This is a genomic window from Actinomadura opuntiae (assembly GCF_030283205.1).
In the GTDB taxonomy this organism is placed as follows: domain Bacteria; phylum Actinomycetota; class Actinomycetes; order Streptosporangiales; family Streptosporangiaceae; genus Spirillospora.
The window spans coordinates 288930-302758 of sequence record NZ_JASNWF010000012.1; the positions used below are offsets into that span (position 1 = coordinate 288930).

Below are 13829 nucleotides of genomic sequence, written 5' to 3' on the forward strand. Positions count from 1 at the left end.
CGGCGGGTCAGCCGAGCGACTTGAACTCGGGCCACAGCTGCGTCCAGGGCGCGCGCTGCCCCCGGCACACCCAGACCGGCTTGCCCTGCTCCTGGTTGTCGAGGCCGACGCCGTCGTCGATGCGGCCCACCGCGCGCACGTCCGTCCAGTACCGGTGCAGGCGCGCTCCTTCGGCGAGGTCCTCCGGGCCGACAACGATCGTGGGGCCGCCGGTGTCGGGCGGACGGCCGAAGTACCAGAAGCCGGTGTGCCCGCTGTAGGCGCGGGGCAGGCCGAGGCCGGGGCCGTACCGGTCGAGCGCTCCGGCCTCGCCGTAGTTGCCCACCACGATCGTCGCCTTCGCGCGCTCGTCCGGTGGCAGCGTCCGGTGGACGCGTGCGACCTCGCGCGCGAACCGGGGCCAGCCGACGGTCTCGGCGGAGTCGGGGTTGACGACCGGCTGCGGGGTGTCGGCCAGCCACTTCACCGGATACACCGGCAGCGTCAGCGCGATGCTGCACACGGCCGTGACCGCGTACGCCGGGACGGTCGCCGCCCACCCCCAGCCGCGCGGCGCGCCGTGCCGCTCGACCTCCACGGCGCCCGCCGCCCACAGCGCCGCCCACAGCCCGGCCAGGTAGTACGGCTTGCCGCCCGTGGCGATGAACACGACGTTGAGCAGCAGGTAGGCGTGGCCGAGGAAGCGGAACGGGCGCAGGCCGTCCGACCGGTACGTCCGCCACAGCCCGTAGATCCACAGCCAGGACGGCAGGATCCCCGTCATCAGGATCTGGAACGGGACGAAGCCGGGCCGGCCGCCGAAGTCGCCGCGGCCGGCGATCTCGCCGGCCATGTCGACCTGCGGCCAGCCGTGCCGGGCCTGCCAGACCACCCCCGGCAGCACCGCGATCGCGACCACCGCGGCCCCGGCCGCGAGCATCGGGCGGCGCACGAAGTCGCGCGGCCCGGACACCAGCAGGCCCACGGCGAGCGCGACGAGCAGGAACCCGGCCAGGTACTTGACGTTCAGCGCCGCCGCCGCGACCGCACCGGCCGCGAGCAGCATCCGCTGGTCGGACGTCCGCACCCACCTGATCACGATCCACACCAGCGCCGTCGACAGCAGCAGGTCGAGGGTCGCGGTGGAGAAGGTGTGGCCGACCGCGACCACGATCGGGCACACCGCGTACGAGACGGCGGTGAGGAGCTGGGCGCGGCGCCGTCCGCCCATCTCCCGCGCCGTGAGCGCCGCGACGACGACGCCCGCCGCGGAGAAGACGGCCGCGGGGACGCGCAGCGCCACCAGCGTGTCGCCGAACGCCTCCGTCACGGCCCTGGCCAGCAGCGGCAGCAGCGGCGGCTGGTCCGGGTAGCCCCAGGCCGGATGCCGTCCGGCGACCCGGAAGTACAGCTCGTCGCGGTGGTAGCCGTAACGGGCGGCGACCGCGATCAGCAGCGCCCCGAGCACCCCGGCGATCAGCAGCACCGGCCTCCAGGCGAGCGCGGGGACGTCGTCGGGGGAGGTGGCTTCGATCGGGCCGGACGCCGCTGAGGCGTGGGCGGTCATGCGCGCACGCTATGTCGCCGCTGTGGTCTACGTCACGGTGAATCCACCGGCCAGGAATGGTCATCCTCCGCCGCCGCCTCCCGGAACCGGCCGGGCGCCTCCGCGAACTCGCGCTTGAACGCCTTCGCGAACGCGAATTCCGAGGTGTAGCCGACCCGTTCCGCGACCGACCGGAGCGGCAGGTCGGTGTCCCGCAGCAGCCGCGCCGCGACCGTCATCCGCCACCAGGTCAGATATGCCAGCGGCGGCGCACCGACCGTGGCGGTGAAACGGCGCGCGAACGCGGCGCGGGACAGGTCCGCCCGGCAGGCCAGGGACCGCACGGTCCACGGCCGCCCCGGTTCGTCGTGGACCGCCCGCAGCGCCGCGGCGACGGCCGGATCCCGCAGCGCCGCGGCCCAGCCCGTCGCCTCGTCCGCCGGACGGTCCTCGTACCAGGCGCGCAGCATGTAGAGGAGGAGGACCTCCAGCAGGGCGGGCAGCGCGGCGTCGCCGCCATGCCGCGTCCCGCCGTCCAGTTCGCGGCCGAGCAGTTCGATCGCCCCGCGCAGCGACGGGTGCCGGCCGATCCGCGCCGGGATGTGGACGACGTCCGGCAGTTCGGCCAGCAGCGGATGCACGCGGGACTGGTCGAGGCGGTACGCGCCGCACAGCATCTCGGTGCGCCCCGCCGGCGGATCGTCCGCGCCCGCCGGCCGCAGCAGCGAGCGGGCGTCGGCCAGCGGGCGGTCCGGCGCGTCCGCGAGGCCGTGGCCCAGCTCGCGCGGCAGGAACGCGACGTCCCCGACGCCGAGGTGGATCGGGTCGCCCGCCGGGGGGATCAGCCAGCAGCCGCCCTTGAGGATCACGTGGAACCCGGCACCCGGCTGCGGCCCGAACCGCACGCCCCACGGCGGCTCCAGGAGCGTGCGGGAGGAGTGCGGCCGGCCGAGACGCATGGCCGTGATCGCGTCGCTGAGGACGTCCATGCCGCCGAGCGTATCGAGTGACACCGGCTGGAGAGACGAATGGACATGGAAGCTGGACTCTGAGGCATGGGGAGTCTTCCGTGTCGTCCCTACGGTGATCGTGAAGATCAAGCTGCACAGGGAGGCTGCCATGAGGATCGCCGTTCACGGAGCGAGCGGTTTCACCGGAGGGCTCGTTCTCGCGGAGGCGCGGCGCCGGGGGCTCACGCCCGTCGTCGTGGGCCGTGACGAGGAACGGCTGAGGAAGGCCGCCGCGCGCACCGGCGGCGACGAGGTCGAGATACGCGTCGCAGGGCTCGACGATCCCGCCGCGCTGGCCGGGGCGTTCCGCGACTGCGACACCGTCGTCAACTGCGCGGGGCCGTTCACCCTGTGGGGCGAACCGGTCGTGCGGGCCGCCATCGCCGCCGGCTGCCACTACGTGGACACCACGGGGGAGCAGCGCTACCTGCGGCACGTTCTGGACGCCTTCGGCGGCGACGCCGAGCGCGCGGGCGTGACGGTCGTCCCCGGCATGACCGACGACGGCGCGCCGGGCGACCTGATCGCCGCACTCGCCGCCGCCCGTCTCGGCACCGTCGACGAGGTCCTGGTGGCCGACCTGCGGCCGCCCGGTGCGGCCTCGCGCGGGACGGCCCGTTCGATGGCCGCGATCGGCGAGGCGGAACCGCTGGAGTTCCGCGACGGGGAGTGGGGCGCGGCACCCGCCGACGAGGCCGGACGCACCCTCGCCGTGCCGGGCGAACGGGACGGGGAGGTACCGGTCGGGTCCTTCCCCCTGCCGGGCGTCGTCACCGTCCCCCGCCACGTGCGGGCCCGGCGCGTGCGGAGCGCGCTCCGGGCCGAGGTCGCGGCGATGTTCCGGGGCCTGACGGCCGACCTGGTGGAGAGCGTTCCCGTCGAGCCGGACGAGGCGTCCCGCGCGGCGTCCCGCTGGCTCATGCTGGCCGAGGCGTCCGACGGCGCGGGGCGTACCGCGCGCGGCTGGGTCACCGGGACGGACCCGTACGGGATCACGGCCGTGGTCGCGGTCGAGGGCGCCCGGCGGCTCGCCGCGGGCGGCGCCCCGACCGGGACGCGCGCGCCCGCCGAGGTGTTCGACCCCGCCGGGTTCCTCGACGCCCTCGCGCCGTCCGGTGCCGCCTGGCAGGTCGAGGGCGGGTGAAAAAATGGGATGGGCTCCGGGATGTCAGGTGCGTACTGTTCGAGGATGATGTCGACCGGGCAACTGCTCGCCTTCTCCGCGATGGCGCTGGCCATCATCCTGATCCCGGGGCCGACCGTCCTGTTCGTCGTCGGCCGGGCCCTCGCCCACGGCCGCGGCACCGCGCTGACCAGCGTGGTCGGCAACGAGATCGGCGCGCTGGCGCTGGGCGTCGCCGTCGCGCTCGGGATCGGCTCGGTGGTGGAACGGTCCGTCCTGGTGTTCACCGCCCTCAAGCTGGCGGGCGCCGTCTACCTGGTGTACCTCGGGATCCAGGCGTTCCGGCACCGCCGGTCGCTGACCGAGGCGATCGGCGCCACCGGCGGCGCGTCCGGCCGCAGCCGCGCCCAGGACCTGTGGCAGGGCTTCGTCGTCGGCCTCACGAACCCGAAGACGACCGTCTTCCTCGCCGCCGTGCTGCCGCAGTTCGTGGACCGCGGGCGCGGGCACGTGCCGCTGCAGATGCTCGTGTTCGCCCTGGTCTTCGTGGTGATCGCGCTGCTGTGCGACAGCTGCTGGGGGCTGGCCGCCGGCGCGGCCCGCGGCTGGTTCGCCCGGTCGCCGCGCCGGCTGGCGGTGATCGGCGGCACCGGCGGCCTGATGATGATCGGCCTCGGCGTCACTGTGGCCGCGACGGGCCGCAAGGACTGACCGCGCCTACGCCGCCCGGCTCCTGCGGTACAGGTCGGCGACGTGGCGGGCGGACAGGCGGGGCCAGAAGCTCACCTCGCCGCTCTGCCGGTCCAGCACGACGACGCTGCCGCCGATGGTGTCCGGCGGGCGGGACCAGTCGGCGGGCGGCGGCTCCACCGGCCACACGACGAAGCCGAGGTCGAACTCGTGCAGGCCGACCTCGACCGGGCCCGTCGCGGTGGGGGAGGCGGCGAACATGGCGCGGGAGCGTTCCAGCACCCACTCGCGGGTGATCACGGCATCCCCCGTCCGGCGGCGTCGGTGATGATCGCCCAGACGCCGTGCACGTCCGGGTAGAGCGGCTCGGGGCCGCGCTCGCCGCGGCAGGTGTCCATCCAGGCGATGCGGCCCTCGTGGTTGCAGGCGTTCCAGGCGTGCGTGCCGGTGCCCTCGCTCGGATGCCAGCCGTTGACGATCAGCGCCGTGTGGCCGTGCCCGAGCTGCAGCAGCCGGTCCCGGATCGCGTCGAGCGCGGCGGCGTCCGGGCCGATGTAGCGGAACGCGGCGCCGAGGGTGCTCTCGGCGCGCTCGCGGGCGTGCGGCTCGCCGCGCAGGATACTGAGCGCGTCGGCGGGGTCGTAGCGCACGCTGCCCGCGGCGGTCGGCTCGCCGTACCAGGTCTTGAGGAAGGCCAGCGCGCACTCCAGCGCGTTGCTGGTGCGGCTGCCCTCCAGCTGGGCCGGTTCCGTCATGGGGGGAACTGCTCCGATCCGTCCGATGATCTTCGCGAGAGACTAGGGCATCGCGGCGGTCAGCGTGCCTTCGGCAGGACGGGGGGCGCGGTGACGGGCGGCTTCCTGCCGAACCGGGCGCGCAGCGGGTAGCAGGCGGCCACCACGGCGAGGCTGACCAGCGAGGCGATCAGCTGCGACCGCTGCGCGTGCATGAACGCCATCGACACCAGCACCGCCAGCAGCGCGGCGACGACCAGCCACGACAGGTACGGGTACAGCCACATCCGGTAGCTCAACGCGCCGGGGTCCTCGCGCGCCAGCCGGGCGCGCAGCCGCAGCTGCGAGAACATGATCGACAGGTAGACGAACGCCAGGATGACGCCGATCGAGTTCATCAGGAACTTGAACACCTGGTCGGGCGAGGCGTACGAGGCGATCACCGCGGCCCACGCCGCGACGGTGCCGAGCAGGATCGCGCGGACCGGGACGCCGCGCCGGTTCAGCCGCACCAGCCCGGCGGGCGCGTCGCCGTCCCGGGTCAGCACGTACAGCATCCGGGACGAGACGTAGATCGCCGAGTTCAGCACCGACAGCACCGCGGTGAGGATCACCGCCTGCATCACCGTGCCCGCGGCGGGCACGTCCAGCCGGTCCAGCGCGCTGACGAACGGGCTGGTCAGCACCTTGGCGTCGTTCCACGGCAGGATCGACACCACGAGCAGGATGGACAGCACGTAGAACAGCGCGACGCGGTACAGCACGTTGCCGGTGGCCTTCGCGACGGCGCGGCCGGGCTCCGCGCTCTCGGCGGCGGCGACCGTGACGATCTCGGTGCCGCCGAAGGCGAACATCACCGCCACGATCGCGGTGAAGATCGCCTTGACGCCGTTGGGGGCGAAGCCGCCGTGCCCGGTCAGCACGTCCAGGCCGCCGGGGGAGTCCGGCCACAGGCCGGCGACCCAGAGCACGCCCAGCACGAGGAACACCAGGATCGCGGCGACCTTGATCGAGGCGAACCAGAACTCGAACTCGCCGAACGAGCGGACCGACACGAGGTTGACCGCCGTCATCACCACCAGCAGCACCGCGGCGAGGAACCACTGCGGCAGGTCGATCCAGCCGGCCAGGATCGCCGCGCCCGCGGTCGCCTCGGCGCCGACGAGGATGACGTACAGGTACCAGTACAGCCAGCCGATCGTGAACCCGGCGAACGGGCCGAGCGCCATCCGCGCGTACTCGGCGAGCGACCCGGCGACCGGCCGCGCCACGACCATCTCGCCGAGGGCCCGCAGCACGCACAGCACCAGCACGCCCGCCGCCGCATACGACACGACCGCGGCCGGCCCGGCGGTGCCGATCACGGCGCCGCTGCCGACGAACAGCCCCGCGCCGACCGCGCCGCCGATGGCGAGCATCGTCATGTGGCGGCGGCGCAGCCCCGTCCGCAGCCGGGTCGAACGGTCGTCGGTGGTGTCGGTCATCGCTCCGGGTTTCCCTGTCGGCGGCTGGGGGTCGCGACCCGTGACGGGGTCGTCACACACCCTAGGGGACTTTGGGACCGTGGCGATCCACATATCGGACGTCCGAATATGGCGATCCGGGGCGATGGGCCCGCACCGTACGCTGAGGGGCGGCGGTACGGCGAGGGAGGCGCGATGGACGTGACGGCGGATGTGCTCGGCCCCGGGTACGAGGCGATCGAGCTGCCGATGGGACGCGACGCCGAGGGCGAGGTCGTGGCGACGCTCGTCCGGCGGCGCGGCGCGGAACCGTCCGACCGGGCGGTGCTCTACCTGCACGGGTTCGTCGACTACTTCTTCCAGACCCACCTCGCCGACTTCTACCTCGACCTCGGCTTCGACTTCTACGCCCTCGACCTGCGCAAGTACGGGCGCTCCCTGCGGCCGCACCAGACGCCGAACTACGTCGAGAGCCTGAGCGAGTACTTCCCCGAGATCGACGAGGCCGTCCGGATCGTCCGGGACGTGGACGGGCACGGCACGCTGCTGCTGAACGGGCACTCCACCGGCGGGCTGATCGCCGCGCTGTGGGCCGACCGGGCCCGCGGGAAGGGCCTGGTGGACGGGGTGTTCCTCAACAGCCCGTTCCTCGACATCAACGAGCCGCTGCCGATGCGCAAGATCGGCGCGGGCCTGGCGCGGGCGCTGCGCCCCCGGTTCCCGAAGGCGACGCTGCCCGCCGGGGTGAGCGACCGGTACCCGCGCAGCATCCACCGCGACCACGAGGGCGAATGGGACTTCGACCTCGCCTGGAAGCCGCTCGAGGGGTTCCCGGTCCGCGCGGCGTGGCTCGACGCGGTCCGGCGCGGCCAGCTGCGCGCGCACAAGGGCCTGGACATCGACGTGCCGGTGCTGGTGATGGCGTCCTCGCGCAGCGTCCGCCCGTCGCGCAAGGTGCTGGACGTCACCGGCGCCGACGCCGTCCTGGACGTCGCGCACATGGCGAAGTGGGCGTCCCGGCTCGGCCGGCACCTCACGCTCGTGCGGATCGACGGCGGGCTGCACGACCTGACGCTGTCCGCCGAGCCCGCCCGCCGCGCGGTGTTCGCCGAGCTGACCCGCTGGATCGCCGGCTATCTGCCGCCCCGCTGACCGTCAGCCGGTGATCTTCGACAGGTCGAAGTCGTCGAAGCCGACGAAACTCTGCTGCGCCTGGTTGCCGCCCCGCTCGATCTGCAGCTTCGCCGAGCCGTTCGGCAGCGGCTGGTCGGCGTCGGTCTTGTCGAAGACCTGCTTCCCGTTCACCCACAGCCGCAGCCGCACCTTCTTGCCGCCGTCCTTCCCCTCGCAGGCGATCTGCAACTTGTTCGGCCCCTTCGCGGAGAAACCGGGCACCGAACTGGGGTCGGCCAGCTCCTTGGAGCCCAGGGACGCGCTGGCCTTGCGGAGCGTCGCGCCCTTGCCGTCGTGCCGGACGAGGAAGGTGTACTGCTGCTTGCCGTTGTCGCCCGACCGGCACGCCATGCCGTAGTGCGCGTCCGGCGCGCCCTGCGCGACGGTCACCGTGACGGTCATCAGCATCGGATCGGGGACGTCCTTGGGGTCCTTCGGCACGTCCCGCGACCGCGCGGCGGTGATGCTGTCGGTGTCGATCCAGTACTTGCCGTCCTTGTAGCCGTACTGGCTGGTGAAGTTGGAGCCGCCCCAGCCGGAGTCCTGGTTGGAGAAGTCGTCGCTGAACACGGTCGCGAGCTTGTCCGGCGGGCCGTCCGGGCCGAGCAGGGTGAACGCGACCACGGCGGCGACGGCCAGCGCGGCGACGACGGCGCCGGCGATGATCAGCGGGCGCTTTGCGGGGCGGCGCGCGCCCGCGGCGGGACGGCCGTCGCCGCGCGTCGCGTCCGCGCCGAGCAGCGCGGTCGGCCCCGGCCGCGGCGGGGTCTGCTGGAACCCCGCGGGCTCGAACCCCGCGGGCTGGGGCTGGGCCTGGACGGTCGGCTCCGTCCCCGCGCCGTGCCAGCTCGCCTGGACGGTCTGGGCGAGCACGGCCGGGTCGGGCGTCCGCCCGGAGCCGACCAGCCGGCCGAGCAGCTCCTGGACCGACGGCCGCTTGTGCGGGTCCTTGCCGAGCGCGGCGGCGACGATGTCGCGCAGCGCCGGGTCGAGGCCGTCCAGCTTCGGCTCGTCGTGCGCGACCCGGTAGAAGATCTCCGGGACGGTGTTGCCGGCGAACGGCGCGGTGCCCGTCCCGGCGTAGGCGACGACGCAGCCCCAGGAGAACACGTCGGAGGCCGGGGTGACCGGCTCGCCGCGCAGCAGCTCGGGCGGCAGGTAGTTCGGCGTCCCGACGAACTGGCCGGTGCGGGTCGGGCCGTCGGCCGCGTCGAGGGCGCGGGCGATGCCGAAGTCGATGACGCGCGGCCCGGTGGACGACAGCAGCACGTTCGCGGGCTTGAGGTCGCGGTGCACGATCCCGGCGCCGTGGATCGCGGCGAGCGCGGTGGCCACCCCGACGGCCAGGCCCTCCAGGTCGGAGCCGGGCAGCGGACCCCGCTCGGCGACGGCGGCCTCCAGGCTCGGGCCCTCGATGTACTCGGTGACCACGTACAGCGGGTCGCGGTCCAGCTCGGCGTCCAGCACCGGCGCGGTGCAGAACCGGCGGACCTGCCGCGCGGCCGTCACCTCGCGGCGGAACCGGTCGCGGAACGGCGCCTCCCCGGCCAGCTCGCGGTTGATCACCTTGACGGCGACGCGCCGGCCGCCGGCGTCCTCGCCGAGGTAGACCGTGCCCATGCCGCCGCGGCCGAGCCGCCCGACCAGCCGGTAGGGGCCGAGCCCGGTGGGGTCCTCGGGGCGCAGGGCCTCGCCGTTCTCTCCTGCGTGCGTCGTCATGGTGTGTCGTTCCTGGGAAGGGGGTTTTCGGGGGGTTCGCGTAGCACCCTAGTGGGGGCCGACGTTTCAGACGCGCGAAGCGCCCCTCGGGTTCAGCGGGCGGACGCGGGTTCAGCGGGTCCGGCGGGCGCGGGGCAGCGTGCGGAACGGCGGCAGCTTCTCGCCGGTGAGCCCGAAGGCGTACGCCACGACGCGGCTCGACCAGCGCTGGCAGCCGACGGCCAGGCCGTAGAGCGGGCGCGGGTAGCGGCCGGTGAACGGGATGACCAGCCAGCTCAGCAGCATCACCACCACCAGCGCGGCGTACATGAGCAGCATCACCAGCAGGTGCGGGATCACCAGCAGTCCGCGCAGCAGGGTGAACCAGCGCCGCGGCCCGCGCCACGCCGCCGGGAACGGCAGGTCGACCAGCACGGTCTCCTCGTCCGCGCCCCGCTCCACCGGACGCGCCGCGGTCTCGCTGGGCTCCGGGACAGCGGACGCCTCATCGGCGGGCTGCACGGCGGGACGCGGCGCCGGGACGTGCGGCGCCGCCGCCGGGGCGGGCGCGGGCGGCGGAAGCGGCGCGGGCGGCACGCCGTCCGGCCGCCGCCAGACCGCCGAGACCGTCGCCGCGGCCCGTTCCGGGTCGGCCCGCTCCTGCCCGACGAGCCGGGCGAGCAACTGCTCCGCGGTCGGCCGGCGGTGCGGGTCCTTGTCGAGCGCGGCGGCGACGATGGCGCGCAGCCGCGGGTCCAGGCCGTCCAGCACCGGCGCCTCCGCGCCGATCCGGCGGAAGGTGTCGGCGACCGACTCGCCCTGGAACGGCGGGCGGCCCGTCCCGGCGAAGGCGATCACGCAGCCCCACGCGAAGACGTCCGACGCCTGCTCGACCGGCCCGCCGTGCAGCACCTCGGGTGCGAGGTAGGACGGGGTGCCGACGAACTGGCCGGTACGGGTGGGGCCGTCGGCCGCGTCGAGGGCGCGGGCGATGCCGAAGTCGATGACGCGCGGTCCGGTGGACGACAGCAGCACGTTCGCGGGCTTGAGGTCGCGGTGCACGATCCCCGCGCCATGGATCGCGGTGAGCGCCGTCGCGACCCCGACTGCGAGCGACTCCAGGTCCGAGCCGGGCAGCGGCCCGCGCTCCCGGACGGCCGCCTCCAGGCTGGGCCCGTCGATGTACTCGGTGACGACGTAGGGCGGGTCCTGGTCGAGCTCGGCGTCCAGCACGGGCGCGGTGCAGAACCGGTGGACGCGGCGCGCCGCGGTGACCTCGCGGCGGAACCGGGCGACGAACGCCGGCTCCCCGGCCAGCTCCCGGTTGACGACCTTCACCGCGACCCGGCGCCCGTCCGGCTCGGCGGCCAGGTACACGGTGCCCATCCCGCCGCGGCCGAGCCGGCCGAGCAGGCGGTAGGGCCCGAGCACGCGCGGCTCGTCCTGTTCGAGGGGATCGGCGGCGTATGTCGTCATGGAGGCAAGGCTAAGGGAGCCGGCGCCGCCCTGATCATCGATGCGCGCGCTTCGTCAGGGGATCAGCAGCAGCTTGCCCGTGGTGCGGCGCGCCTCCAGGTCGGCGTGCGCGGCGGCCGCGTCGGCGAGGTCGTACCGGTGCCCGATGTGCAGGTCCAGAGTGCCCGCCGCGATCCAGCCGTACACGTCGGCGGCGCGTTCCAGCAGCTCCTCGCGGGTCGCGGTGTAGTGCAGGAGCGTCGGCCGCGTCAGGAACAGCGAACCCGCCGCGTTCAGCCGCTGCGGGTCGAACGGCGGCACCTTCCCGCCCGCCGCGCCGTACAGCGCCATGACGCCGCGCCGCCGCAGGCTCGCCAGGCTGCCGTCGAACGTGGGCGCGCCGACGCCGTCGTACACCACGGCGACGCCCTCGCCGCCGGTCAGCTCCCGCACCCGGTCGGCGAAGCCGTCGTAGTCCAGCACCTCGTCGGCGCCCGCGTCCCGCGCCGCCTGCTTCTTCTCGGGCGTCGACGCGGTCCCGATCACGCGCGCGCCCGCCGCCGTGGCGACCTGGGTGAGCAGCAGGCCCATCCCGCCCGCAGCCGCGTGCACCAGGACGGTGTCGCCCTCCTTCACCTCGTGCACCGAACGCGTCAGGTAGTGCGCCGTCATGCCCTGCAGCAGCGCGGCGGCCGCGTCCTCCAGGCCCACCCCGTCCGGGACGGGCACGACCTTGTCCGCCGGCACCGCCGCCCGCTGCGCGTACGACCCGGGCACGTTCGCCCAGGCCACCCGGTCGCCCACCGCGAAGTCGCCGACGCCCTCGCCCACCGCGGCGACCGTGCCCGCGCCCTCCACGCCCGGCGTGTACGGCAGCGGCTGCGCGTAGGCGCCCGTCCGGTAGTAGACGTCGATGAAGTTGACACCGCTCGCCGCCACGTCGACGAGCACCTCACCGGGCCCGGGGACCGGGTCGGGACGCTCGCCGGCCTTCAGCACCTCCGGGCCGCCGTTCTCGGCGACGACGATCGCGCGCATGTTCCACTCCTGCCGTTCGGGGAAGCCTCCGGAACGCCGCAACCCGGCGTGCCCGCGGGCTATTCCGCGCCCGTCACACCCAGTCGCGCATCGTGCGGCTGACCAGCGCGACGGCCTCCTCCACCCGGGCCGCGACGGTCTCGGGATCCCAGATGTCCTGCCGCGCGCAGTCCTCGAACGCGATCCGCGTCGCCGAGGAGTAGAACGCCACGACGATCCTCGGCCGCAGATCCCGCACCGGATCGACGCCCTCCCGCCGCGCGATCACCTCCGCGAGGTCGCTCTCCGCCGCCTTGTACCGCGCCATCTGCGCCGAGATCAGCGACGGCGTCGCCTCGATCACCTGCTGGACACGGCGGAACCGCTCGCTCTCGGCCGGATCGCTGCCCGCGATGGTGCGCAGCACCACCCGCAGCGACTCGAACAGCGCCGTGAACGGGCGCTCGCCCGCCGGCCGCTCCGCCAGCGCCTCCGCCAGCACGTGGTCGTGCTCGGCGGGAAAGCTCGTGACCACGTCCTCCTTGGTGGCGAAGTAGCGGAAGAACGTGCGCTGCGACACCTCCACCGCCGCCACGATCTCGTCGATCGTCGTCGCCTCGTAGCCCTGCTCGAGGAACAACTCGAGCGCCGCGTCGATCAGCGCGAGCCGCGTCTTCTGCTTCTTGCGCTCGCGCAGCCCCGCCAGGGCGCGCTCGGTCCGCTCCGGGACGCCTGCGCCTTCCGGGGGATCCGGCGCGTCACCGGCGGGGGCGGCGGTCATCGGCTGGCTCCTTCTGCGGGGCCGGGCGCGGGACGGCCCGTCTCAGAGAGGCTTCTATCACGGACGGACCCTCCGCATCCGAACCGGGTTCCGTTGTCCGGAAGGCCGCACCGCCCGCGCGCCGATTGGCGCACGTGGGAAGAGGGCGCCGCCCCGCCCGCCCGGACCACCGCCGCCAGGCCGGGAAAACCACCGTCCCACTCTCGGCGTTTCCGCTGCACCGCCCGCCGGCACCGGTCATCCTGAAAGCGGTCACCAACCGTCGCCGCCCGATCGCACAAGGTCGCCGGGCGGACGGCCCGGTCCATGCTGAGGCGGCTGATGCGGGTGTCTGGAGCCGATGGACGAGAGATCGCCGAGGTGCGTCGCCGGCACCTGGCGGCCCTGGCGTACGAACTGGAGGCCCGAGGCCTGTCCTGCCGCCTCGCCGGCCCCGCCGAAAGCGTGCTGAGCGTCCACGGCCCCCGCCCGGACCGGCACATGATGGTCGTCGCCACCCCCGTCGGCACCGGCTGGTCCTACCTGTGGGCCGGCGGCGGCATGGCCGACACCGCCACCGACGCTGCTGTGCTTATTTGCATTGCCCTTGGCGTCAGGCCCTAGAGGGCCTTCCTTCGGCGGGCAATGCGTGCGATCGCTGCATCGCTTCGACTCGGCCCTGGGGGCCTCGCTGCGCGATCGGATACTCGCTTCGCTCGAATCCGGCTTCGCTCGCGATCGCGACGGTTCGGGTCGGCGCGTGGCTGGGGTGCCGGTTGCGGTGGTCGTGTCGGGGGTGGGGGCGCCTTGCCGGGGGGTGGCGGGGGTCTCTAGACTCGGTCGCGAACGTATGTTCGAACAGCCGCATGTCCTTCCCCCGTGCGGCGGGCACGAGGGGGAGGCAGATGACACGCGTGTTCGGCGACCCGGTGGACGTCTGGGTGAGCGACGGGCGTCCGGTCCGGTTCGTCTGGCGTGGCCGGCTCTACCGCATCCGGCGGGTGCTGGAGCACTGGGTCACGACCCGCGACTGGTGGCGGGAGCAGCATCCCGACGGCGAGGCCACCGGAGAGCGGGAGTTCTGGCGGGTCGAGGCGACCCCGGACCGGGAGATCGGCGTCTACGAGCTGCGCTACGACGCGGCGTCCGAGACGTGGCTGCTGTCGCGGGTATGGGATTGA

14 protein-coding genes are annotated in these 13829 nt (G+C 74.1%); 5 read left to right on the forward strand and 9 right to left on the reverse strand.

Features of this window, described 5'->3' with window-relative positions:
- Positions 1-7 precede the first annotated feature (7 nt).
- Complete coding sequence (locus tag QP089_RS26675) at positions 8-1546, reverse strand: ArnT family glycosyltransferase (protein ID WP_285914947.1); 1539 nt, start codon at positions 1544-1546, stop codon at positions 8-10.
- A gap of 32 nt (positions 1547-1578) precedes the next feature.
- A complete protein-coding gene (locus tag QP089_RS26680; RefSeq protein WP_285914949.1) occupies positions 1579-2514 on the reverse strand; it encodes an AraC family transcriptional regulator in 936 nt (311 codons plus the stop codon).
- Between the two features lie 130 nt (positions 2515-2644).
- Between QP089_RS26680 and QP089_RS26685 the strand changes: the two genes are divergently transcribed.
- Both QP089_RS26685 and QP089_RS26690 read left to right on the forward strand, forming a co-directional pair.
- Positions 2645-3679, forward strand: a complete 1035-nt coding sequence (locus tag QP089_RS26685; RefSeq protein WP_285914950.1) for a saccharopine dehydrogenase family protein — start codon at positions 2645-2647, stop codon at positions 3677-3679.
- 45 nt (positions 3680-3724) lie between these two features.
- Complete coding sequence (locus QP089_RS26690) at positions 3725-4369, forward strand: LysE family translocator (RefSeq protein WP_285914952.1); 645 nt, start codon at positions 3725-3727, stop codon at positions 4367-4369.
- Positions 4370-4375: 6 nt separating this feature from the next.
- On the opposite strand, the gene QP089_RS26695 is transcribed toward QP089_RS26690, so the two are convergent.
- Genes QP089_RS26695 through QP089_RS26705 form a run of 3 tightly spaced genes read right to left on the reverse strand, consistent with a single transcriptional unit; the run spans position 4376 to position 6566 of the window.
- Positions 4376-4648 (reverse strand): SUKH-4 family immunity protein, encoded by a 273-nt coding sequence (locus tag QP089_RS26695; RefSeq protein ID WP_285914953.1) that lies wholly within the window; start codon positions 4646-4648, stop codon positions 4376-4378.
- Positions 4645-5103 (reverse strand): toxin glutamine deamidase domain-containing protein, encoded by a 459-nt coding sequence (locus QP089_RS26700; RefSeq protein ID WP_285914954.1) that lies wholly within the window; start codon positions 5101-5103, stop codon positions 4645-4647. Before QP089_RS26700 ends, QP089_RS26695 begins: the two co-directional genes overlap by 4 nt.
- A 59-nt stretch (positions 5104-5162) precedes the next feature.
- Entirely contained in the window at positions 5163-6566 is a 1404-nt protein-coding gene (locus QP089_RS26705) for an amino acid permease (protein WP_285914956.1), read from the reverse strand.
- Between the two features lie 174 nt (positions 6567-6740).
- On the opposite strand from QP089_RS26705, the gene QP089_RS26710 reads away from it, so the two are divergent.
- Positions 6741-7697 (forward strand): alpha/beta hydrolase, encoded by a 957-nt coding sequence (locus QP089_RS26710; protein ID WP_285914958.1) that lies wholly within the window; start codon positions 6741-6743, stop codon positions 7695-7697.
- Between the two features lie 3 nt (positions 7698-7700).
- Here the strand turns inward: QP089_RS26710 and QP089_RS26715 are convergent, their stop codons facing one another.
- The 4 genes from QP089_RS26715 to QP089_RS26730 all read right to left on the reverse strand — a co-directional run bounded on the left by QP089_RS26715 (position 7701) and on the right by QP089_RS26730 (position 12669).
- Positions 7701-9437, reverse strand: a complete 1737-nt coding sequence (locus QP089_RS26715; protein ID WP_285914960.1) for a serine/threonine protein kinase — start codon at positions 9435-9437, stop codon at positions 7701-7703.
- A gap of 111 nt (positions 9438-9548) precedes the next feature.
- On the reverse strand, positions 9549-10892 hold the full coding sequence (locus QP089_RS26720; RefSeq protein WP_285914961.1) for a DUF4389 domain-containing protein: 1344 nt from the start codon (positions 10890-10892) through the stop codon (positions 9549-9551).
- A gap of 54 nt (positions 10893-10946) precedes the next feature.
- Positions 10947-11909 (reverse strand): quinone oxidoreductase family protein, encoded by a 963-nt coding sequence (locus tag QP089_RS26725; protein WP_285914963.1) that lies wholly within the window; start codon positions 11907-11909, stop codon positions 10947-10949.
- 73 nt (positions 11910-11982) lie between these two features.
- Complete coding sequence (locus QP089_RS26730; protein WP_285914965.1) at positions 11983-12669, reverse strand: TetR family transcriptional regulator; 687 nt, start codon at positions 12667-12669, stop codon at positions 11983-11985.
- Positions 12670-12990: 321 nt separating this feature from the next.
- Here QP089_RS26730 and QP089_RS26735 point away from each other — a divergent pair, with 321 nt between their 5' ends.
- Both QP089_RS26735 and QP089_RS26740 read left to right on the forward strand, forming a co-directional pair.
- The gene (locus QP089_RS26735; protein WP_285914966.1) at positions 12991-13272 is read left to right on the forward strand and encodes a hypothetical protein; all 282 of its coding nucleotides are present in this window, start codon (positions 12991-12993) and stop codon (positions 13270-13272) included.
- Between the two features lie 281 nt (positions 13273-13553).
- Complete coding sequence (locus QP089_RS26740) at positions 13554-13829, forward strand: DUF6504 family protein (protein WP_285914967.1); 276 nt, start codon at positions 13554-13556, stop codon at positions 13827-13829.

Bases quoted from the DNA above. Each gene is read 5' to 3' on its own strand.
- QP089_RS26705 (WP_285914956.1), bottom strand. From the start codon at position 6,566: ATGACCGACACCACCGACGACCGTTCGACCCGGCTGCGGACGGGGCTG.
- QP089_RS26675 (WP_285914947.1), bottom strand. From the start codon at position 1,546: ATGACCGCCCACGCCTCAGCGGCGTCCGGCCCGATCGAAGCCACCTCC.
- QP089_RS26735 (WP_285914966.1), top strand. From the start codon at position 12,991: ATGCGGGTGTCTGGAGCCGATGGACGAGAGATCGCCGAGGTGCGTCGC.
- QP089_RS26690 (WP_285914952.1), top strand. From the start codon at position 3,725: ATGATGTCGACCGGGCAACTGCTCGCCTTCTCCGCGATGGCGCTGGCC.
- QP089_RS26710 (WP_285914958.1), top strand. From the start codon at position 6,741: ATGGACGTGACGGCGGATGTGCTCGGCCCCGGGTACGAGGCGATCGAG.
- QP089_RS26730 (WP_285914965.1), bottom strand. From the start codon at position 12,669: ATGACCGCCGCCCCCGCCGGTGACGCGCCGGATCCCCCGGAAGGCGCA.
- QP089_RS26715 (WP_285914960.1), bottom strand. From the start codon at position 9,437: ATGACGACGCACGCAGGAGAGAACGGCGAGGCCCTGCGCCCCGAGGAC.
- QP089_RS26725 (WP_285914963.1), bottom strand. From the start codon at position 11,909: ATGCGCGCGATCGTCGTCGCCGAGAACGGCGGCCCGGAGGTGCTGAAG.
- QP089_RS26740 (WP_285914967.1), top strand. From the start codon at position 13,554: ATGACACGCGTGTTCGGCGACCCGGTGGACGTCTGGGTGAGCGACGGG.
- QP089_RS26685 (WP_285914950.1), top strand. From the start codon at position 2,645: ATGAGGATCGCCGTTCACGGAGCGAGCGGTTTCACCGGAGGGCTCGTT.
- QP089_RS26700 (WP_285914954.1), bottom strand. From the start codon at position 5,103: ATGACGGAACCGGCCCAGCTGGAGGGCAGCCGCACCAGCAACGCGCTG.
- QP089_RS26720 (WP_285914961.1), bottom strand. From the start codon at position 10,892: ATGACGACATACGCCGCCGATCCCCTCGAACAGGACGAGCCGCGCGTG.
- QP089_RS26680 (WP_285914949.1), bottom strand. From the start codon at position 2,514: ATGGACGTCCTCAGCGACGCGATCACGGCCATGCGTCTCGGCCGGCCG.